The sequence below is a fragment of the Sphaerimonospora mesophila genome (assembly GCF_001417795.1).
GTDB classification, from domain to species: Bacteria; Actinomycetota; Actinomycetes; order Streptosporangiales; family Streptosporangiaceae; genus Sphaerimonospora; species Sphaerimonospora mesophila.
Genome location: NZ_BCBX01000046.1, coordinates 128,999 through 148,527, shown reverse-complemented (window position 1 = coordinate 148,527; position 19,529 = coordinate 128,999). Strand labels below are relative to the sequence as shown.

Sequence of the window (19,529 nt, the reverse complement as noted above, 5' to 3'; positions counted from 1 at the left end):
GGCTCAGGGGACGGCCAGGGAGTGGTCAGGGGCTTCCCCGATGCCCGGGGGCGGCGTCGGGAGCGAACCTGTAGGCATGAACGAACTGAGCCGAATGGATGAGATGTCGCTCTCCGGCGCGGCCCTGCGCGGCGCTCCGTGGCGTGCGGCGGCGATCGCCGGCGGCGGGGTCGCGGCGACGAGCATCTTCCTGGGCTGGATCCTCCCCGGCCCGGCCGATCTCACCTGGGCGCTGTGCACGGGGATCAGCCTCTTCGCGCTCGTCGCGGGCATCGGCGCCATCTCCCGGCCCGATCGTGGCGACCGCGTCACCCAGCAGGCCAGGCGATGGGCGCTGGAGCACCCCTGGCGCTTCGCGCTCTACCCCGGGCTCGGCGCGGCCGCGCTGATGGTCCCGGTGCAGCTGGTGATCGACGGCGAGGGCGTCTTCGGTGCGGCGTGGGACGCGCTGTTGGGCGGCGTGCTCGTCCTCCTGCTCACCGGCATCCTCACCCGCTCCATGCGGGGCCGTGCCCGCCGGTGAGGCCTCAGGTGGCCGCGGCGCGCTCGGCCGTACCGCGGCAGACGCAGAACTCGTTGCCCTCGGGGTCGAGCAGCGTGACCCATCCGGTGCCGTCCGGAGCGCGGTGGTCTTCGTACGGCTCGGCACCGAGGGCGAGCAGGCGCTCCACCTCCGCGTCGCGCGTGCCCTCGTCCGGCCGCACGTCGAGATGAAGCCGGTTCTTGACGTTCTTGCCCTCCGGGACCCGGATGAACAGCAGGTGCGGCGGGCCCTCGGGACGGTCGAGCAGGACCTCGTCGTCCTCGGGCGCGGAGTCCACCAGGGGCCAGCCCAGGGCCCGGCTCCACCACTCGGCGAGTTCGTACGGCCGGGCGCAGTCGACGGTGAGCGTATGGATCTCAATCATGCGCTCAGCCAATCGCGACACCGGCAAAGCGGTCAAGCAGGTTTCCGACTGCCCATCGGGACCCCACCCCGGTGAATTCCATCTCAGGCGATTCCACCTCAGTGGGCTCCGCCTCCGGCGAGGTTGAGTCCGATCACTCCGGTGATGATCAGGATGATTGAGACGATCTTCAGCGGGGACGTGTCGTCGCCCAGCAGGATCATGCCGGCGACCGCCGTGCCGACCGCGCCGATGCCGGTCCACACGGCGTAGGCCGTACCGACCTCGAGGCTCTTCAGCGACAGAGACAGCAGCACGAAGCTGACCACCGCGAAGACCAGGAACGACACCGACCACCACAGGTGGGACAGCCCGCTGCTCATCTTGAGCGAGTAGGCCATGACGACCTCGAAGACGCCCGCGGCGACGAGAAGGATCCAGGCCACGATCTCCCCCTTGGTACGAGACTGGACTTCCTGTGACAGGGAGTGCGTCGTCTTGACTTTCCGGGTACGGCGCGTCTCGTCCGGGAGGGCACCCAGTGCCTCTCGACGGCAAAGCTAACACATCATCACGACCGCCAGGCCTCCCGCACCCGGTCGACCACTCCGAACGCGCCCGGACCATGTCAAGGCTTGCATATCGCCAGTTACTCGTGGGTAGCATCTATCTAGGGTTACTGCCCGGTAGGTATCTCCCCGCCTTGGTCCAAGGAGCGCAAAACGATGGGTCACTACAAGAGCAACCTCCGCGACCTCGAGTTCAACCTCTTCGAGGTCTTCGGCCGCAAGGAGATCCTCGGGACGGGCCCGTTCGCGGACATCGACACGGAGACAGCGCGCAACGTGCTGGACGAGGTGCACCGGCTCGCCGTCGGCCCGCTCGCCGAGTCGTTCGAGGACGCCGACCGCCACCCGCCGGTGTTCGACCCCGCCACCCACTCGGTGACGATGCCGGAGAGCTTCAAGCGGTCCTACCAGGCGTGGATGGACGCCGAGTGGTGGCGTCTGGAGCTTCAGCCCGAGCTCGGCGGCACGGTCGCCCCGCGCAGCCTCGTGTGGGCGATGGCCGAACTCGTGCTCGGCGCCAACCCCGCCGTATGGATGTTCGCGTCCGGCCCGTCCTTCGCCCGTCTCCTGTACGAGCTCGGCACCGACGACCAGAAGCGGTTCGCCGAGCTGGCCGTCGAACGGCGCTGGGGCGCGACGATGGTCCTGACCGAGCCGGACGCCGGATCGGACGTGGGCGCCGGCCGCGCCAAGGCGGTCGAGCAGCCCGACGGCACCTGGCACATCGAGGGCGTCAAGCGGTTCATCACCAGCGGTGAGCACGACATGGCGGAGAACATCTTCCACCTCGTGCTGGCACGGCCCGAGGGCGCGGGACCGGGCACCAAGGGCCTGTCGATGTTCCTCGTGCCCAAGCACCTCGTCGACCTCGAGACCGGCGAGCTGGGCGAGCGCAACGGCGTGTACGTGACCAACGTCGAGAAGAAGATGGGTCTCAAGGTCTCCACGACCTGCGAGCTCACGTTCGGCGAGCGGCACCCGGCCGTCGGCTACCTGGTGGGTGGTGTGCACGACGGCATCAGGCAGATGTTCATGATCATCGAGAACGCCCGCATGATGGTCGGCGCCAAGGCCATCGCCACGCTGTCCACCGGCTACCTGAACGCGCTCGACTACGCCAAGAACCGCGTGCAGGGCGCCGACCTCACCCGTTCCACCGACAAGACGGCCCCCCGCGTCACGATCACCCATCACCCCGACGTCCGTCGTGAGCTGATGCTCCAGAAGGCGTACGCCGAGGCCATGCGCGCGCTCGTCATCTACACCGCGACGATCCAGGACGCCATCCAGATCGCCGAGGCCGAGGGCCGTCGCGACGCCGCCGCCGAGGCGCTCAACGACCTGCTGCTGCCCGTGGTCAAGGGCGTCGGCTCGGAACGGTCGTACGAGCTGCTCGCCCGCTCGCTGCAGACGCTCGGCGGCTCGGGCTTCCTGCAGGACTACCCGATCGAGCAGTACATCCGCGACGCCAAGATCGACTCCCTCTACGAGGGAACCACGGCGATCCAGGGTCAGGACCTGTTCTTCCGCAAGGTCCTGAAGAACCAGGGCGCCGCCCTCGGGTCGCTGCTCGGCGACATCAAGGCGTTCGCCTCCTCCAACGCGGGAAACGGCCGCCTGAAGGTGGAGCGCGGCCTGCTCGACGAGGCCGCCGACGAGGTCAAGGCCATGGCCGACACGATGGCCGGCTGGGCGATCTCCTCGATGGAGGAGCCGCGAGAGATCTACAGGGTCGGCCTCAACACCACCCGGTTCCTGATGGCGCTCGGCGACCTGGTGCTGGCCTGGCTGCTGCTGCGCCAGGCCGAGGTCGCCCTGAACGCCCTGGGCGAGGGGGACGGCGACAAGGAGTTCTACACCGGGAAGGTCGCGGCCGCCTCGTTCTTCGCCCAGACCGTGCTGCCGCGCCTGGCCGCCGAGCGCAGGGTGCTCGCCGCCACCGACCAGAGCCTGATGGACCTCCCCGAGGCGTCCTTCTGACGGTTCGCCCTGTTCGTACGGCCGCTGCCCCGCCGGGCGGCGGCCGTACCGGGTTTGGAGGAGATCCGTTATACGCCGCCAGTAATGCGATCACGCACGGCCGGGTATGACCGGTTCCGTAGGAAGCCTTTACCTCGCCACTACCAGCGTCCCGGAGGTCGCAGCGATGGGCATCGGGGTCAGCATCTTCTTCATCACACTCGGCGCGATCCTGAAGTTCGCCATCGAACCCGACGTCCTGGGTGACTCCGTGCATATCGATGTGATCGGGGTGATCTTCATGTGCGTCGGCGCCGCCGGCCTGCTGCTCAGCATCGTCTTCGCCTCCCGGCGCGGTGAGACCTCCGATCGGCAGCTCCTGGATCAGGAGAACCGGCCGGACGTGTGACCCGGCGCGGGCTCCGCTGTCAGGCGGTGTGGTACTGCACGGCGGCGCGGCTCGCCAGGATGGGCGTGATGCACTCGTCGATCACGGCGCGGTGCGCCGGGTGATCGCGGTAGATGGCGTAGTCCTCGGGAGAGTCGAAGTCGGCGACGACCGCGAAGGAGAAGTTGCCCTGGCCGACTCCGGCGTCGGGTCCCACCACGTAGCCGCGCAGCTCCGGGATCACCCCGGGCAGGTCGCGCAGCCGCTTGGCCACCTCCGCCTTCTGTTCCTCGGTGGCGTCCTCGATCCAGCTCAGCAGCACCACATGCCGGAACATGATCTCCCTTTCTCCGTCGCGTCCACCCACCCTCTCACAGCCCGGGCCGATTCATCGAGGCACGCCGGCCCTGGGCTGAGGGTCGTCGCCGGCCGACTGCGCTGCGATCAGCGTGGCGTAGTGTCCCGCCCGCGCGAGCAGGCTGTGATGGTCGCCCCACTCGACGATCCGGCCGTCGTCGACGACGAGGATGAGGTCGGCGTCCCTGATCGTGCTCAGTCGGTGCGCGATCACGATGCGGGTCTGGGTGAGCCCGGCGAGGTTCGCCTCGATCTCGGCCTCGGTCGCGCTGTCCAGGTTGCTGGTGGCCTCGTCGAGCAGCAGCACCTTGGGCCGGGACAGCAGCGCCCTGGCGAGGGCAAGCCGCTGACGCTGGCCGCCGGACAGCCCGCCGCCCTCGGTGAGCACGGTCTCGTAGCCCATCGGCATCGCGGCGATCTCGTCGTGCAGGCACGCCAGCCGGGCCGCCGCCATCACCCGGTCGAAGGCCGCGTCGGGGTCGTTCAGCGCGATGTTCTCCCTGATCGTGCCGGTGAACAGCGACGGGTCCTGGGTGACCACGCCGAACTGCCGCCGCAGCGTACGCAGGTTGAGCTCGGTGAGCGGCACCCCGTCGTACCGGATCTCCCCCTCGGTCGGCGTGTGCAGCGCGAGCAGCAGCCGCGCCATCGTGCTCTTCCCCGCCCCGGAGGGCCCCACCAGGGCGATCTTCTGACCGGGGGCGATCCGCACCGAGACGCCGCGCAGGATCCACGGCGCCCGTGGGTCGTACCGGAAGCCGACGCCGTACAGCTCGATCTGGCCACGCAGCCGCAGCACCTCGATGCCGCGCGCCGGTTCCGGCTCGGACGCGAGGATGTCCGACAGCCGGTCGAAGTGCGCCCCGGCCTGCTGCATGCTCTGCAGGCTGGTCATCAGCGAGGACAGCGGGGTGAGCGCGGCCACCGCGACCGCGTTGAGCCCGAGCAGCATGCCGAGCGTCATCTCACCGTCGAGCACTCGCCACGCGCCCACCCACAGCAGCGTCAGCGGGGCGAGCAGCCGCAGCGCGGCCAGCATGGCGTCCAGCAGGCCCTGCGTGAGCCCGCCGCGCACGTCGGCGTCCAGCTGAGCGGTGAAGGAGCGGGCCCACTGGTCGACGGCGCGTGACTCGGCCCCCGACGCCTTCAGCGTCTCGATGCCGCCGATGGCCTGGATGAGCTGGCTCTGCGTCGCCGCGTAAGCGGTCAGCTCGCGCTGGGTCAGGTGGTGCACCCTGCGCGCGGTCGTCAGCAGCAGCACGACCTGGGCCGCGGCGAAGCCGAGCAGGCAGAGCCCGAACACGGGATCCCTGACGAAGACGAGCACCGCGTAGCCGATCGCGAGCGGCCCGTCGAGCAGGGCGGACAGCACCTGCCCGGTCAGCATGTCGCGCAGCACCGCCACGCTGCCCGCGCGCGTCACCAGATCGCCCTTGCCGCGCAGGGCGAAATATCGGTACGGCAGGGCCACGAGGTGGTCGACCACGCCCCGGGTGAGCTCGGCGTCGGCGCCCGCCCTGATCGACACCAGCAGGATCGACCTGAGCCAGCCGACCACGAACTGGGTGACCCCCGCCAGTGCCAGCCCCGCGCCGAGCAGGAGGAGCAGCCGCTCGGCGCCGAACGGCAGCACCCGGTCGACCAGCGCCTCGGAGAACACCGGCAGGGCGAGCCCGAGCAGCTGCATCAGCAGAGAGGCGAGCACGACCTGGGCGAGCAGCCCCTTGCGCCGCATGAACAGGCCGCGCAGGAACCGGCGCCGCCAGACCACCGCGGCGGACGACCGGCCGTGCCGGAACCCGGGCCCAGGCTCGAAGGCGAGCAGCACCCCGGTGAAGCCCGCGTCGAACTCCTCGGCGGTGAGCCTGCGCCGGCCCTGGGCGGGATCGACGATGTCCACCCGATCAGGCGTCCAGCGCTCCACCACCACGAAGTGGTTGAACTCCCAGTGGGCGATCGCGGGCATCGGCACCTGGGCGAGGTCGCCGGGCGAGAGCGAGAAGGCCCGCGCGGTCAACCCCAGCTCCCTGGCCTCGGCGACGAGCGCGAGCGCGGACAGGCCGTCCCTGCCGATCCCCAGGCGGTCGGTGATCTCATGGAGCGAAATGCGTCGTCCGTGGTGCGACAGCACCATCGTGAGGCAGGCCGCGCCGCACTCGGTGACGGTGTTCTGCAGGACGACCGGCACCCGCCTGCTCACCGCCCAACCCCCGCCGCGTCGACGGGCACGGGTCCGGTGAGCACGGCGAGCGCTACCACGCCCGTGGCGATCGCCAGCAACGCGGTCAGCAGCCACAGCGTGACGATCGCGCGACGGCGGACCATGGCCGGGGGCCTGGGCCGGGAGTCTCGTACGGCGTGCCGGCGCAGCGCCTCCTCCCGGAAGATTCCGCGCGTCAAGACCAGTGCCATTGGATCGTGGCCCGGCGTCGGCGCTCCGCGAGCCATTCGTCGAAGGCGGCCCGCCCGGCCGCCGCCAGCGTCTCGGGGTCGTCCCCGGCCGGCTCGCGCTCCAGCACGGCGCCGGTGAAGAAGCCGCCGCCGTGTGGGAGCGGGCCGACGACGGTCCCGGCGGAAGTCCCCGCCTCATCGACCAGCTCGGCCGGCAGGTCGCGGGCCCGTCGCACGTCGATCGTCACCTCGGCCTCGCGCAGGCCGGGCACGAGGGCGAGGAGCTCCTGCGGCGTCGCCGCCGTACATTTCTCCGGCGAGACCACCCACAGCGCCCGCACCCGATCGAAGTCGGCGCGATGCGCGGCGAGGTAGGCGGACGCCAGCTCGCTCTCCTTGCGCTGCCGGAATCTGCGGCGTCTGGCGATGCCGACGATGTAGCTCTCGAACATCGCGGGTGACATGCCGACGTCGGCCAGCCAGGCGAGGGTGGCGGCCCGGCCGATCAGACCACGCCCCCGGCGGAACTCGTCGGCCACGGTCTGCAGCTCGGCGTCGTCGAGCGGCGCGTCGTCGCCCTGCACCTCGGCGATGATCAGACACTGATCGACGATCTCTTCGTACGGCGTGACGTCCCGGCGGGACAGCGAGCGGAGCATGGTCAGGGCCTGGGCGACGGAGAGGTGTACGTCGTCGACGCTGACCAGTTGCCCGGCCGCCCAGTGCGTGGAGTGGTCGATCAGCCAGGGCACCCCGTCCTCGTCCGGCGCGCTCAGCGCGACCGTCCCGCCGTCGGGGTGGGTGAGCAGCAGGTCGTAGTCCACCACCGGTGTCCCTGGACGTACGTCGACCACGAGCTGGGGCTCGAGCTGCGGGTGCGCCGCGGCCCAGGCCGCGGCCGTACCACGTGCCTCCTCGACGTCGGCGCGGCGACGGGGCAGGCTGCGCAGCAGCCGCACCCCGGACTCGACCGCCGTGCCGAAACCGCTCATGACGCACCCTCCGGGTGGTACGGCTCGGCCGCGGCGAGCCAGTCCGCTATCGCATCGCTGACCGGGAGCCCGGCGCGCAGCTCCACGAAGCCCCAGGCGCCGTTCGGGTTGATCTCGAGGAACACGTACTCCCCTCCGGGGGTGAGGATGAGGTCGATCGCGCCGTACGTCAGGCCGAGCGCGGCGGTCAGCCGTACGCACCGGTCGGCCACCTCGCGGGGCAGCTCGTGCGGGCCGTGGCGGACCCGGTCGTCGTCGTAGTGGCGCCAGTCGTCCCTGGCGGTCGAGGAGGCGCTGGTGTCGATCTCGGCGGCGAAGACGCGGTCACCGACCACGATCACCCGTAGCTCGACGGCCTTGGCCACGTAGGGCTGGAGGATGACCGGTTCATGCCGGAGCCGGTGCCGCGAGGTGAGGTGACGGCGGGTGACCACGGTCGTGTACGTGCGGTGGTCGGCGCCGTCGAGGGTGAACTCGTCGGAGTTGATCTGCTTGGCGATCATGCGTCCACCGGCTCTCTCGTAGGCGGGCGCCAGCTCGGCCGGATCGTTCGTGTACAGGGTCTCCGGCACGGTGAATCCGTGCTCGACCGCGCGGGCCATGTGGATGATCTTGTTATGGGCGTGCCGCTCGACCTCGCGCCGGCACGGCAGCCAGCGGGCCGGGGTGAGCTCCCACGCGCCGTCGAGCAGGAACTCCGCCTGCCACACCACATGGGCGCGGTGGGTGGGGTCGGTCACGTGCTCCGCCGGGGTGGGCGGGTTCGGCCGCCGCCGCCACACGGCGGTCACCGTCGAAAGGTCGAGCCGGCTGTCCCCGGTGTCGAGGGTGACGATGTGCCGGCCGTTCGCGAAGGCCGCGGTGAGCCTCGCCCGCCAGGGGTAGTCGCCGGGATCCCACCAGGTCACCGGCACCCCTCGGCTTCTCAGCTTCGGCAGCACCATCTCGACCGCGTCGTCCCGCCGGTCGCTGAGTATCAGGATCACGTCCGCTCCCTGGAAGGAAACGGCGGAGCGGGTGTCCCGCTCCGCCGTGTCGCGGGCACGGAGGCGGGGAATGTCACGCCTCCGTGCGCTCACCGGTCAGGGTCAGCTGATCCACCACTCGGCCGGCTTGCCCTTGAGGTACCAGCTCACGGTCGCACGGCCGCCGTTGACCTCGCCGAGCTCGGCCTCGGTCAGCTCCGCCCCCTCGAACGGGATGTCCTCAATGCTGATCTTCGACATGCTCTTCCCTCTCCGCCGCTCGCGCGGCGTTTCGTAGTCCCCCGCCAACGCGGGGCCCCCCGGATCACCGGCGCAGCGGCCCGTGATCGGCTTACGGGAAAGAAGCTAAGAACCGCGACTTGCCACTCACTTGGGACTCAATGAGCGGCCACTGGCAGGCCGCCGGGGACACGAGGGCCTGGGACGCGCGATCCGTGTGTGACGACGACGGGGCCGGGGTCCGTCCAGCGGTCCCCGGCCCCGTCTCACGCCCGGCCGTACGGCCTGCCTCGCCGTACGGCCGGGCAGTGCCGGCGTCAGCTCCAGGCGAGCATGCGCAGCGGATCCTCCAGCATGTCGCCCACGTCACGCAGCATGCGGGAGCCCAGCTCGCCGTCGACCACCCGGTGATCGAACGACAGCGCCAGCGTGGTGACCTTGCGTACGGCCAGCTGTCCGTCGACCACCCACGGCATGTCCCTGATCTGGCCGAAGGCCAGGATCGCCACCTCGCCCGGGTTGATGATCGGGGTGCCGGAGTCGACGCCGAAGACGCCGATGTTGGTGATCGTGATCGTGCCGCCCGACAGGTCGGCCGGCGTGCATCTGCCTGCCCTGGCCCGCTCGGTGAGCTCGCCCAGCGCGTGGGCCAGCTCCGGCAGCGAAAGCGCGTCCGCGTCCTTGACGTTGGGGACGATCAGGCCACGCTCGGTGGCGGCGGCGATGCCGAGGTTCACGTAGTGCTTGACGATGATCTCTTCGTCGGTCCACGTGGCGTTGGCCATCGGGTGCCGCTTGACCGCGGTCATCAGCGCCTTGGCCACCAGCAGCAGCGGGGAGACCTTGACGTCCGCGAAGTCGGGGAGCCGCCGCAGCCGTCCGACCGCCTCCATCGTCGCCGTCACGTCCACCTGGAGGAACTCGGTGACGTGCGGTGCCGTGAACGCGCTCGCGACCATGGCCTGCGCGGTCGCCCGCCGCACGCCCCTGACCGGGATCCGCTCCTCGCGGCCGGGCGCGCGCCCCGCCTCCCGCCGGTGGACGGCGGGTTGAGCGGCTCCGGCGGCGGCCTCGACGTCCGCCCGGGTGATCGACCCGTGGGGGCCGGTGCCGGTCAGCGTGGTCAGGTCGACGCCGAGGTCGCGGGCAAGCTTGCGCACCGGCGGTTTGGCCAGGGCTCGCGCCCCGCCCGGGGCCGGCGGCGGCGCCGGTGGCGCGGCGGGAACGGGCGCCGCGGGCCGTGCGGGCGTCGCGGGAGGGGCGGAACCGGCGGCCTGGGCGCCACCGCCGTTCGCCGGAGCCGCCTTCCGGGGGCGGCGCCTGGTGGCGCTCGCCTTGACCCCGTAGCCGACGAGCACCGGCTCCCGCTTCTCGGTCTTCTCGGTCTTCTCCCCCGCCGCTTCCGATCCGGCGGGGGCCTCGGGGGCGGGCGCGCCGTCGTCGTCGCCCGTACGCACCGAGATGATCGGGGTGCCGACCTCGACGGTCTGGCCCTCGGCGGCCATCAGGGCCGACACCGTGCCCTCGAACGGGCACGGCAGCTCGACCACGGCCTTGGCGGTCTCGATCTCGACGATCGTCTGGTTGACCTTCACCGTGTCGCCCGGCGCGACGTGCCACTTGACGATCTCGGCCTCCAGGAGGCCCTCGCCCACATCGGGGAGCTTGAACTCACGGAGCATGAGAATCCCGCCCTCTCAGTAGGCGAACGCGCGGTCGACGGCTTCGAGCACCCGGTCCAGGTCGGGCAGGTAGTACTCCTCCAGGCGGGACGGCGGATAGGGGGTGGAGAACCCGCCGACGCGCAGGACCGGGGACTCCAGATGGTAGAAGCAGCGCTCGCTGACCCGCGCCGCCACCTCGGCGCCGAGACCGGTGAAGATCGGCGCCTCGTGCACCACCACGCAGCGGCCGGTCCGCCGTACGGACTCCTCGAGCACGCCCATGTCCAGCGGGTTGAGCGAGCGCAGGTCGACGACCTCCAGGTCGCGCCCGTCGTCCTCCGCAGCGGCGGCGGCCTCCAGGCAGGTCTTGACCATCGGACCGTACGCGACGAGCGTCACGTCACGGCCGGGCCGTACGACCCGGGCCCGGTCGAGCGGCAGGCCGGGCGCGGCCAGATCGATGTCGGCCTTGTCCCAGTAGCGGCGCTTGGGTTCGAAGAAGATGATCGGATCGTCGCTCCGGACCGCGTCCTGGATCATCGTGTAGGCGTCCACCGGGTTCGAGCAGGCGACCACCCGCAGCCCGCCGGTGTGCGTGAAGTACGCCTCCGGGGACTCGGAGTGGTGCTCGACGGCGCCGATCCCGCCGCCACAGGGAATGCGGACGACGACGGGCAGCTTGAGCGCGCCCAGCGAACGCAGCGGCATCTTCGCGAGTTGCGTGATGATCTGGTCGGCCGCCGGGAACACGAACCCGTCGAACTGGATCTCACAGATGGGCCGGTAGCCGCGCATGGCGAGGCCGATCGCGGTGCCGATGATGCCCGACTCGGCGAGCGGCGTGTCGATCACGCGGTCCTCGCCGAAGTCCTTCTGCAGGCCGTCGGTCACCCGGAAGACACCGCCGAGCTTGCCGACGTCCTCTCCCATCACGAGGACCTTGGGGTCGCTTTCCATCGCACGGCGCATGCCCTCGTTGAGCGCCTTGCCGAGAGTGAGTGTGGTCATCGCTCGCCTCCGCCCTCGAAGCCCGCAAGGTAGGTCAGGTACTGCTCGCGTTCCTCGTCCATGAGGGCGTGCGGCTCCGCGTAGACGTGCTGGAAGATCGCCTCCGGCTTCGGATCGGGCATGGCCAGACACCGGGCCCGTACGTCCTTGCCCAGCGCGTCGGCCTCCTCGTCGATCTTGTCGAAGAACTCCTGGTCGGCGAGCTGGTTCTTGAAGAGGTAGGCCTTCACGCGCTCGATCGGGTCCTTCAGCTTCCAGGCCTCCAGCTCGTCGGCCAGCCGATAGCGGGTCGGGTCGTCGGAGGTGGTGTGCGCGCCCATCCGGTAGGTGTACGCCTCGATGAGCGTCGGCCCCTGCCCCTCGCGGGCGTTCCGCAGCGCCTTGCGGGTCACCGCGAGACAGGCGAACACGTCGTTGCCGTCGACCCGTACGCCCGGGAAGCCGAAGCCCGAAGCCCGGCGGTACAGCGGGATCTTCGTCTGCCGTTCCATCGGCTGGGAGATCGCCCACTGGTTGTTCTGGCAGAAGAACACCACGGGCGCGTTGAAGACCGAGGCCCAGATGAACGCCTCGTTCACGTCGCCCTGCGCGGACGCCCCGTCGCCGAAGTAGACGATCGTGGCGGCGTCGGCGCCGTCGCGCTGCACGCCCATGGCGTAGCCGACCGCGTGCAGCGTCTGGGAGCCGATGACGATGGTGTAGAGGTGGAAGTTGTGGTCGGCCGGGTCCCAGCCGCCGTGGTTCACGCCCCGGAACATGCCGAGCAGCTTGACCGGGTCGACGTCGCGGCACCAGGCCACGCCGTGCTCCCGATAGGTGGGAAAGGCCATGTCGGTGGCGGCCAGCGCCCGGCCGGAGCCGATCTGCGCGGCCTCCTGACCGAGCAGGGACGCCCACAGGCCCAGCTCGCCCTGCCGCTGGAGGGCCACGGCCTCCAGGTCGACACGGCGCACCAGAACCAGGTCCCGGTAGAGGGAGCGGACCTCTTCCGTGGTCAGCTCGATGTCGTAGTCGGGGTGCTCGACCCGCTCCCCTTCGGGGGTGAGCAGCTGAACGAGATCCGGGGGTGCGTCAACACCACGAGGGACGTCGCTTGTCACGTGCCTCTCCTGTGCGTCATGGGCCGTCCGCGGGTGGGGTCGCCACCATCGTGAGGCCGGGTCTCCTCAGGCGTACGGCCGCTGGGTGGGCGGCCACGCCCTCCTGCGGACATCGTGGCAGAGGCGACACCCCACTACGCAAGACCCCACACCTTCCCTATATCCCTACCGCATGTGACCACACCCTGCCCCGTCGACACCCTGTGGCCCGCCGCGGTCGCACCCGGCCAACTCGGTAGGCTTGACCGGAAGTTCCATCCCACCTCGCCCACCTGGAGGAACAACGTGGCGCGCGTGATCGTCGACGTCATGCTCAAGCCGGAGATCCTCGACCCGCAGGGGCAGGCCATCGCCGGCGCCCTGCCGCGGCTCGGTTTCTCCGGTGTCTCCGCCGTACGGCAGGGCAAGCGGTTCGAGCTGGAACTGGACGGCCCGGCCGATGAAGCCGCCCTTTCGGATGTCCGGAAGATGGCCGAAACCCTGCTCGCCAACACGGTGATCGAAGACTTCTCGATCAAGGTCGAGGAGTAAAGTGACGCAATTCACACCGCAATAATCGGACGTAAGACCCCGAAAGAGGCAAGGGCCCGTCTAGAACGTCGTCGGCGGGCAGACCGCAAATAATGGGACGGTGGTTTTGCGGTTAGCCCCGATTCATCGGGGAAGCCTACCCTGGTGACCTTCGACACCGGGGAGGGGTCCGGTGGGTATTGAGTTCTCGCTGGCCATGCCGCGAGATGCGATCGGCATCCCCATGGTTCGCAGGGTGGTGGGGGACACCCTGCGTTCGCTGGGCGTTACCGAGGAATGCGTGGCCGACATCCTCCTGGCCACCTCGGAAGCCTGCGCGAACGCCGTACGTCATGGCGGGCCGGCCAAGCGATACGAGATCCGCGGCACCATCGGCAACGGCCGCTGCGAGTTGCGCGTCAGCGACCGCGGCAACGGCCTGGGAAGCGTGCCCAGGCAATTTCCGGGCAGCGACGCCGAGAACGGCCGGGGCCTTCTGATCATGCGGGCCGTCGTGGACGACATTTCCTTCGACATCAAACCCGGCCGCGGCACGACCGTACGGCTGTGCAAGGAGCTCGACTGGGCGGACGACTCCATCGCCCACCATCTCACCCTCGACCGCCACCTGGCCGGCGTCTGATCATCCGAATCATCCTGGGGCTCACCCGCTCGAACGCCTCCGATACCCTGAGGTGTACCGCGCTTAGTTCCTCCCCAGGGCACAAGCCTGGGGTCTCCACGCTCAAGGAGAGATTCGATGAGCGCTGCCCGGGTGGGCATCGTCACTTTCCCCGGAACACTCGACGACCAGGACGCCGCGCGAGCCGTGCGGCTGGCCGGAGCGGAGGCCGTGCCGCTGTGGCACGCCGACCGCGACCTCAGGGGGGTCGACGCCGTCTTCCTCCCCGGCGGGTTCTCCTACGGCGACTACCTGCGGTGTGGCGCCATCTCGCGCTTCGCCCCACTGATGGACGAACTGATCCCGGCCGCCCGGAGCGGGCTGCCGGTGCTGGGCACCTGCAACGGGTTCCAGATCCTCTGCGAGGCACACCTGCTGCCCGGTGCGCTGACCCGCAACGCCGGCCTGCACTACATCTGCCGCGACCAGCGGATCCGGGTCGAGAACACCGACACCGCATGGACCCGCGAGTTCACGCCGGGCCAGGAGATCGTGCTGCCCATCAAACACGGCGAGGGCCGCTACGTCGCCGACGCGCAGACGCTGGCCGCGCTGGAGCGGGACGGCCGGGTCGTCTTCCGGTACGCCGGTGACAACCCGAACGGCTCACTCAACGACATCGCCGGGATCGCCAACGAGGCCGGGAACATCGTGGGTCTCATGCCCCATCCCGAGCACGCGGTCGAGGAGCTCACCGGCGCGCCGAGTGTGGACGGCCGCGGCTTCTTCACCTCGATCCTCAAGAAGCTGGTGAACGCATGAGCCTCGACACCGTCAAGCGCGCCCTGGAGACGCCCGACGAGCGGCAGCCGTACGTCGAGCTGGGCATGAAGGACGACGAGTACGAGCGGGTCCGCGAGATCCTCGGGCGGCGTCCGACCGGCGCCGAGCTCGCCATCTACTCGGTCATGTGGAGCGAGCACTGCTCCTACAAGTCCTCGAAGGTCCATCTCCGGCAGTTCGGCACCAAGGCGCCCAAGTCGGAGGCACTGCTCGTCGGCATGGGCGAGAACGCCGGCGTGGTCGACATCGGCGACGGCTGGGCCGCCACCTTCAAGATCGAGTCGCACAACCACCCGTCGTACGTCGAGCCCCACCAGGGCGCGGCGACCGGCGTGGGCGGCATCGTCCGCGACATCATGTCGATGGGCGCCCGGCCGATCGCGGTCATGGACTCGCTGCGCTTCGGCGGCGCGACCCAGCCGGACACCCGGCGCGTGCTGCCCGGGGTCGTCGAGGGCATCGGCGGGTACGGCAACTGCCTCGGTCTGCCCAACATCGGCGGCGAGGTCGTGTTCGACCCCTGCTACATCGGCAACCCGCTGGTCAACGCCCTGTGCGTGGGCCTGCTGCGCAAGGACCAGATCAAGCTCGCCACGGCGCCGGGCCCGGGGAACAAGGTCGTGCTGTTCGGCGCGCGCACCGGCGCCGACGGCATCGGCGGGGCCTCCGTGCTCGCCTCGGCCACGTTCGAGGAGGAGTCGCAGGCCAAGCGGCCGGCCGTACAGGTCGGCGACCCGTTCATGGAGAAGCTGCTGATCGAGTGCTGCCTGGAGCTCTACCAGGCGGACGTGGTGGTCGGCATCCAGGACCTCGGCGCGGCCGGGGTGTCCTGCGCCACGACCGAGCTCGCGGCCAAGGGCACCGGCGGCATGCATGTGGATCTCAACCTCGTCCCGCTGCGCGACCCGACGCTGCGGCCCGAGGAGATCCTGATGAGCGAGTCGCAGGAGCGGATGATGGCCGTCGTCGCACCCGACGACATCCCGGCCTTCATGGCGATCTGCACGAAGTGGGACGTACCGGCGACCGTCATCGGCGAGGTCACCGACACCGGCAGGCTCGTCATGACCTGGGACGGCGAGGTCATCGTCGACATCCCGCCGGGCACCGCCGCCGACGAGGGGCCCGTCTACGAGCGGCCGTTCGCCGAGCCGGCCGGGCAGGCCGCGCTCAACGCCGACACCCCGGACCGCCTGCCGCGTCCCGCTCCGGATCGGCTGCGGGAGACCCTGCTCACCCTGCTCGGCTCGCCCAACCTGGCGTCCAAGGAGTGGGTGACCTCGCAGTACGACCGCTATGTCCGCGGCAACACGGTCCTCGCCCAGCCCGCCGACGCCGGGATGTTGCGGATCTCCGAGGTGATGCCGGGAGCGCAGGAGACCACCCGCGGGATCGCGCTGGCGACCGACGGCAACGGCCGCTACGCCAAGCTCGACCCCTACACGGGAGCCCAGCTCGCGCTGTCCGAGGCGTACCGGAACGTGGCCGTCACCGGCGCCAAGCCGCTGGCCGTGACGAACTGCCTCAACTTCGGCTCGCCGGAGGACCCCGAGGTCATGTGGCAGTTCGCCGAGGCCGTACGCGGGCTCGCCGACGCCTGCCGGACGCTCGGCGTGCCGGTCACCGGCGGCAACGTCTCGTTCTACAACCAGACGGGTACCGACGCCATCCACCCGACGCCGGTCGTCGGTGTGCTCGGCGTCATCGACGACGTCTCCCGGCGGGTCAGGTCCGGATTCGTCGCCGACGGCCTGCGCGTGATGCTGCTCGGCTCGACCGGGGATGACCTCGGCGGGTCGGAGTGGGCGTACGTCGTCCACGACCACCTGGGCGGGCTGCCGCCGCAGGCGGACCTCGAGGCCGAGCGGCGCCTCGCGTCCGTGCTCACGACGGCGGCGGCCGAGGGCCTGCTGGAGGGTTCACACGACCTGTCCGACGGCGGCCTGGCCATCGCGCTCGCCGAGGCCTGCCTGGCGCACGGCGTCGGCTGCTCGGTGACCCTGCCCGGTGACGACCCGTTCGTCGACCTGTTCAGTGAGTCCGTCGCGCGTGCGCTGGTCTGCGTACGGCCCGAGGCCTTCGACACGCTGGCCGAGCTGTGCGCCCGGCAGGAGGTCCCCTGCCACGGCCTGGGCACCACCGGGGGCACGGCGCTCAAGGTCGACGGTCTCTTCGAGATCCCGGTCGAGGAGCTGCGCGAGGTCCACACGAAGACGCTGCCGAGCATCTTCGGCTGATCCGACGGCGAAGGCCCTTCCGGGAGAGGCTTCCGGAAGGGCCTTCGCCGTTGCCCGTACGACTACCGCCTCGCGCGTGGTAGCCGTACGGGGGCATCGAGGGTGCGAACGCGGTGGAGCCCCCACAGGCTCCACCACATCGCACCAGGCGTGGTGAGGTCAGCCGGCGCAGATCACGTAAACGGTGCCCGAGGCGTTCTTGCCGGAGACCGTCCACCCGGTCGGCTTACCAGCGCTGACCACGGGAGCACTGGCGAAGATCTGCCCAGACTGACTGCCGCCCGACATCGAGAAGCCACCGCCAGTGGCGACCGCCCCACCGCCGCAGAGCACGGTTTCCTCCTCGGTGCCGCCCCTGCCGAAGTCGAAGCGCGCCGTCTTCACGGAGACGTTGCCCAGGCCGCCGCCACCGGGACCGGGCGGGCCCTGCGGACCGGCGGGACCCTGGGGACCGGCCGGACCCGTGTCGCCCTTCAGGCCACGGTCGCCCTTGTCGCCCTTGGCTCCCTGCGGACCGCGATCACCCTTGGCCCCCTGCGGGCCGCGGTCGCCCTTCGGGCCCGTGTGGCCGGTCTCGCCCCTGTCACCCTTCGGACCCTGGTAACCGCGCTCGCCCTTCGGGCCCGCGGGACCGACCGGGCCCTGCTTGCCCTGCGGCCCCTGCGCACCGGTGTCGCCCTTCGGACCCTGCGGACCGACCGCACCCGTGTCGCCCTTGGGGCCCTGGGGACCCGCGGGACCGGCCGGGCCCTGCTTACCCTCAGGACCCTGCTTACCCTCGGGGCCCTGCTTGCCCTGCGGCCCCTGCGGACCGGTGTCGCCCTTCGGACCCTCGGGTCCGCGGAAGCCGCGTGGGCCCTGGGGACCCTGCGGACCGGTGCCGCCGATGCCCACCGGACCCTCCGGCCCCGGCTGACCCTTCTGGTTCCACGAGACCTTGTATTCGGTCGTCCGGCACTTGGTGGTGACGCCGACATGGCGCATGTAGCGCGTCTTCTTGTTGACACACGCGTAGAGAACGGTATCGCTCGCGGTCGAAGCAGTGGCCGTACCACCGACGACGAGAAGCGAACCGGCGAGCGCGCCGACCGTCATCAGGCCTATGGTGCGTCCACCCGGCAACTTGAAAGCCACGGGTTTCCCTTTCTGAGGCACACGAGGTGCTTGGTGCTCAAGACAATGGAGTGACGATTCGCTCCGCGCATAAGTTGACACCGCAAACATCACGTATGCGCATCGCCACCACACGTGAACACGCTGGTAAAGGGATCAGCCGCCCGGTTCGGTACGCCCCCGGGCGGCGGCGGCCATGGACTCGACGCCGCTGATCAGCAGATCTACGCCGAAGGCGTAATAGCGCTCCTCGTCGGCCTCCCGCTCGAAGGTCTTGGCGAACTCGATCATGCAGGGGAACTGGTCGGGGGGCAGCGCCTCCAGCGCCAGCCGCCTCTGGCGACGCCACTCGGCCGCCTCCTCCGGACCCAGCCCGCCGGGGCATCCCGGCCGGTTGCCGACCATCCCGATCACCCCGTTGAGCAGGTAGGAGGAGACGAAATAGCCCTCCTCCACGGTGAAGCCGGCCTGGGCGAGCAGGCCGAGCGCCGCCTCGGTCGCCCGGGTGAAGCTCGGCACGTCCTTCTTCTCGATCAACGAGAGGATCCCGGTCATGCTGGGATGCCGCCGCATGACCAGCAGCAGCGTCTCGATCATCATGCGCAGCCGTACATTCCAGGGGGCCGCCGGATCGAACTCGGGCGTCACAGCGGACAAGAGGTGGTCGGCCACGCCCTGGAGCAGCAGCTCCTTGTTCTTGAAATGCCAGTAGAGGGCCATCGGCGTGACGCCCAACTCCTGGGCGAGACGCCTGATCGTGAGCGCGTCGAGCCCTTCGGCGTCGGCGAGCGCGATGGCCTTGTCGATGACCGTCCGACGGGTCAACCGCTCGGCGCCTGACATCGTCCGCTCCCTCGTTCCTCCCGCACTTGACAACTATACGCCGTACAAGGTCTCCTATGCACCGTACATGTACGTCGTACATGTACTCCGTACAAGACGGGGAGAAGCTATGAGCGGAAGATGGTGGGCGCTCGTCTCGGTGGCGCTCGCGACCTTCATGACGTACCTCGACAACAACGTGGTCAACGTGGCGCTGCCGACGATCCAGCGCGACCTCGGGCTGACGATCTCGGGGCTGGAGTGGATCGTCAGCGCGTACATCCTGGTGTTCGCCGGACTGCTGCTCGTCGGCGGACGGCTGGCCGACGTCCTCGGTGCCCGCACCACGTTCTTCGCCGGACTCGCGGTCTTCACGCTCGCCTCGGTCGCGGCCGGGCTCGCGGGCGGGCAGGAGACGCTGATCGCGGCCCGTGCCGTACAGGGGGTGGGCGCAGCGCTGGTGACCCCCGCGGCGCTGGCCCTGCTGCCGAAACTGTTCCCGGACCCACGCGAGCGCGGGATGGCCGTCGGCATCTGGAGCGCCGTCGGCGCGCTGGCCCTCGCGATCGGCCCGCTCACCGGCGGCCTGCTCAGCGAGAGCACCCATTGGGGCTGGATCTTCCTGATCAACGTCCCGATCGGCGCCGCCACCGCCGTGCTCGGGCTGCGCTCGATCCGGGTCGTCCCTGCCACCGAGGTCACCGAGATCGCGGGGGCACGCCGTACCGGTCTCGCCGGGCTCGACCTGCCGGGCCTGGGGACCTCGTCGGTGGCGCTGCTCGCGCTCACCTACGCGCTGATCGAGGGTGGTTCGCGCGGGTGGACCTCGGCCCCGATCCTCGGCGCGTTCGCGGTCGCGGCG

Annotated in this window: 21 protein-coding genes and 1 riboswitch; of the genes, 8 read left to right on the top strand and 13 right to left on the bottom strand. The window is 70.3% G+C overall.

From position 1 onward, the window contains the following. Positions 1 to 76: 76 nt before the first annotated feature. A complete protein-coding gene (locus AP234_RS27315) occupies positions 77 to 523 on the top strand; it encodes a hypothetical protein (protein WP_055482602.1) in 447 nt (148 codons plus the stop codon). A gap of 4 nt (positions 524 to 527) precedes the next feature. Here AP234_RS27315 and AP234_RS27310 read toward each other — a convergent pair whose 3' ends face one another. Both AP234_RS27310 and AP234_RS27305 read right to left on the bottom strand, forming a co-directional pair. Beyond that, positions 528 to 908 (bottom strand): VOC family protein, encoded by a 381-nt coding sequence (locus tag AP234_RS27310; protein WP_055482601.1) that lies wholly within the window; start codon positions 906 to 908, stop codon positions 528 to 530. A gap of 98 nt (positions 909 to 1,006) precedes the next feature. Continuing rightward, positions 1,007 to 1,333 carry a DMT family transporter gene (locus AP234_RS27305; RefSeq protein ID WP_055482600.1) on the bottom strand — a complete coding sequence of 109 codons (327 nt, stop codon included), beginning with the start codon at positions 1,331 to 1,333 and terminating at the stop codon, positions 1,007 to 1,009. A gap of 41 nt (positions 1,334 to 1,374) precedes the next feature. After that, positions 1,375 to 1,438: riboswitch (guanidine-III (ykkC-III) riboswitch) on the bottom strand. A gap of 174 nt (positions 1,439 to 1,612) precedes the next feature. Here AP234_RS27305 and AP234_RS27300 point away from each other — a divergent pair. After that, positions 1,613 to 3,436, top strand: coding sequence for an acyl-CoA dehydrogenase (locus tag AP234_RS27300; protein WP_055482599.1), 1,824 nt, complete (start codon positions 1,613 to 1,615; stop codon positions 3,434 to 3,436). 166 nt (positions 3,437 to 3,602) lie between these two features. Next, a complete protein-coding gene (locus AP234_RS27295) occupies positions 3,603 to 3,824 on the top strand; it encodes a DUF6458 family protein (protein WP_055482598.1) in 222 nt (73 codons plus the stop codon). A 19-nt stretch (positions 3,825 to 3,843) separates the two neighbouring features. Here the strand turns inward: AP234_RS27295 and AP234_RS27290 are convergent, their stop codons facing one another. The 9 genes from AP234_RS27290 to pdhA form a co-directional block, all read right to left on the bottom strand. Continuing rightward, on the bottom strand, positions 3,844 to 4,140 hold the full coding sequence (locus AP234_RS27290) for a Dabb family protein (protein ID WP_055482597.1): 297 nt from the start codon (positions 4,138 to 4,140) through the stop codon (positions 3,844 to 3,846). A 51-nt stretch (positions 4,141 to 4,191) separates the two neighbouring features. Further along, positions 4,192 to 6,360, bottom strand: coding sequence for a peptidase domain-containing ABC transporter (locus tag AP234_RS27285; RefSeq protein ID WP_055482596.1), 2,169 nt, complete (start codon positions 6,358 to 6,360; stop codon positions 4,192 to 4,194). Next, a complete protein-coding gene (locus AP234_RS36670) occupies positions 6,357 to 6,560 on the bottom strand; it encodes a hypothetical protein (RefSeq protein WP_152990648.1) in 204 nt (67 codons plus the stop codon). The genes AP234_RS27285 and AP234_RS36670 overlap by 4 nt, the downstream gene beginning before the upstream one ends. Next, on the bottom strand, positions 6,557 to 7,543 hold the full coding sequence (locus AP234_RS27280) for a TIGR04500 family putative peptide maturation system protein (protein ID WP_055482595.1): 987 nt from the start codon (positions 7,541 to 7,543) through the stop codon (positions 6,557 to 6,559). Before AP234_RS27280 ends, AP234_RS36670 begins: the two co-directional genes overlap by 4 nt. Beyond that, positions 7,540 to 8,529, bottom strand: a complete 990-nt coding sequence (locus AP234_RS27275; RefSeq protein WP_055482594.1) for an MvdC/MvdD family ATP grasp protein — start codon at positions 8,527 to 8,529, stop codon at positions 7,540 to 7,542. Before AP234_RS27275 ends, AP234_RS27280 begins: the two co-directional genes overlap by 4 nt. Positions 8,530 to 8,631: 102 nt before the next feature. After that, complete coding sequence (locus tag AP234_RS35375; RefSeq protein WP_083502483.1) at positions 8,632 to 8,769, bottom strand: putative ATP-grasp target RiPP; 138 nt, start codon at positions 8,767 to 8,769, stop codon at positions 8,632 to 8,634. Positions 8,770 to 9,065: 296 nt separating this feature from the next. Next, positions 9,066 to 10,430 carry a dihydrolipoamide acetyltransferase family protein gene (locus AP234_RS27270; RefSeq protein ID WP_055482593.1) on the bottom strand — a complete coding sequence of 455 codons (1,365 nt, stop codon included), beginning with the start codon at positions 10,428 to 10,430 and terminating at the stop codon, positions 9,066 to 9,068. A gap of 15 nt (positions 10,431 to 10,445) precedes the next feature. Next, positions 10,446 to 11,420 (bottom strand): alpha-ketoacid dehydrogenase subunit beta, encoded by a 975-nt coding sequence (locus AP234_RS27265; RefSeq protein ID WP_055482592.1) that lies wholly within the window; start codon positions 11,418 to 11,420, stop codon positions 10,446 to 10,448. Further along, positions 11,417 to 12,520 (bottom strand): pyruvate dehydrogenase (acetyl-transferring) E1 component subunit alpha, encoded by a 1,104-nt coding sequence (gene pdhA, locus AP234_RS27260; RefSeq protein ID WP_055482591.1) that lies wholly within the window; start codon positions 12,518 to 12,520, stop codon positions 11,417 to 11,419. Before pdhA ends, AP234_RS27265 begins: the two co-directional genes overlap by 4 nt. Before the next feature lie 285 nt (positions 12,521 to 12,805). Here pdhA and purS point away from each other — a divergent pair, with 285 nt between their 5' ends. The 4 genes from purS to purL all read left to right on the top strand — a co-directional run bounded on the left by purS (position 12,806) and on the right by purL (position 16,732). Next, positions 12,806 to 13,051 (top strand): phosphoribosylformylglycinamidine synthase subunit PurS, encoded by a 246-nt coding sequence (purS, locus tag AP234_RS27255; protein WP_055482590.1) that lies wholly within the window; start codon positions 12,806 to 12,808, stop codon positions 13,049 to 13,051. A 172-nt stretch (positions 13,052 to 13,223) separates the two neighbouring features. Further along, positions 13,224 to 13,673, top strand: a complete 450-nt coding sequence (locus tag AP234_RS27250; protein WP_055482589.1) for an ATP-binding protein — start codon at positions 13,224 to 13,226, stop codon at positions 13,671 to 13,673. A gap of 117 nt (positions 13,674 to 13,790) precedes the next feature. After that, positions 13,791 to 14,474 (top strand): phosphoribosylformylglycinamidine synthase subunit PurQ, encoded by a 684-nt coding sequence (purQ, locus tag AP234_RS27245; protein ID WP_055482588.1) that lies wholly within the window; start codon positions 13,791 to 13,793, stop codon positions 14,472 to 14,474. Further along, a complete protein-coding gene (gene purL / locus AP234_RS27240) occupies positions 14,471 to 16,732 on the top strand; it encodes a phosphoribosylformylglycinamidine synthase subunit PurL (RefSeq protein ID WP_055482587.1) in 2,262 nt (753 codons plus the stop codon). The genes purQ and purL overlap by 4 nt, the downstream gene beginning before the upstream one ends. Before the next feature lie 159 nt (positions 16,733 to 16,891). On the opposite strand, the gene AP234_RS27235 is transcribed toward purL, so the two are convergent. Together AP234_RS27235 and AP234_RS39280 are read right to left on the bottom strand one after the other, a co-directional pair. Beyond that, positions 16,892 to 17,827, bottom strand: a complete 936-nt coding sequence (locus tag AP234_RS27235) for a hypothetical protein (protein WP_055482586.1) — start codon at positions 17,825 to 17,827, stop codon at positions 16,892 to 16,894. A gap of 174 nt (positions 17,828 to 18,001) precedes the next feature. Then, complete coding sequence (locus tag AP234_RS39280) at positions 18,002 to 18,688, bottom strand: TetR family transcriptional regulator (RefSeq protein ID WP_055482585.1); 687 nt, start codon at positions 18,686 to 18,688, stop codon at positions 18,002 to 18,004. Positions 18,689 to 18,797: 109 nt separating this feature from the next. Here AP234_RS39280 and AP234_RS27225 point away from each other — a divergent pair. Next, a partial coding sequence (locus tag AP234_RS27225) for an MFS transporter (RefSeq protein WP_152990651.1) occupies positions 18,798 to 19,529 on the top strand: 732 nt, incomplete at its 3' end.

Coding starts and splice junctions, on each gene's coding strand:
- AP234_RS27315 (WP_055482602.1), top strand. CDS start 77: ATGAACGAACTGAGCCGAATGGATGAGATGTCGCTCTCCGGCGCGGCC.
- AP234_RS27310 (WP_055482601.1), bottom strand. CDS start 908: ATGATTGAGATCCATACGCTCACCGTCGACTGCGCCCGGCCGTACGAA.
- AP234_RS27300 (WP_055482599.1), top strand. CDS start 1,613: ATGGGTCACTACAAGAGCAACCTCCGCGACCTCGAGTTCAACCTCTTC.
- AP234_RS27295 (WP_055482598.1), top strand. CDS start 3,603: ATGGGCATCGGGGTCAGCATCTTCTTCATCACACTCGGCGCGATCCTG.
- AP234_RS27290 (WP_055482597.1), bottom strand. CDS start 4,140: ATGTTCCGGCATGTGGTGCTGCTGAGCTGGATCGAGGACGCCACCGAG.
- AP234_RS27280 (WP_055482595.1), bottom strand. CDS start 7,543: ATGAGCGGTTTCGGCACGGCGGTCGAGTCCGGGGTGCGGCTGCTGCGC.
- AP234_RS35375 (WP_083502483.1), bottom strand. CDS start 8,769: ATGTCGAAGATCAGCATTGAGGACATCCCGTTCGAGGGGGCGGAGCTG.
- AP234_RS27270 (WP_055482593.1), bottom strand. CDS start 10,430: ATGCTCCGTGAGTTCAAGCTCCCCGATGTGGGCGAGGGCCTCCTGGAG.
- AP234_RS27265 (WP_055482592.1), bottom strand. CDS start 11,420: ATGACCACACTCACTCTCGGCAAGGCGCTCAACGAGGGCATGCGCCGT.
- purQ (WP_055482588.1), top strand. CDS start 13,791: ATGAGCGCTGCCCGGGTGGGCATCGTCACTTTCCCCGGAACACTCGAC.
- purL (WP_055482587.1), top strand. CDS start 14,471: ATGAGCCTCGACACCGTCAAGCGCGCCCTGGAGACGCCCGACGAGCGG.
- AP234_RS27235 (WP_055482586.1), bottom strand. CDS start 17,827: ATGACGGTCGGCGCGCTCGCCGGTTCGCTTCTCGTCGTCGGTGGTACG.
- AP234_RS39280 (WP_055482585.1), bottom strand. CDS start 18,688: ATGTCAGGCGCCGAGCGGTTGACCCGTCGGACGGTCATCGACAAGGCC.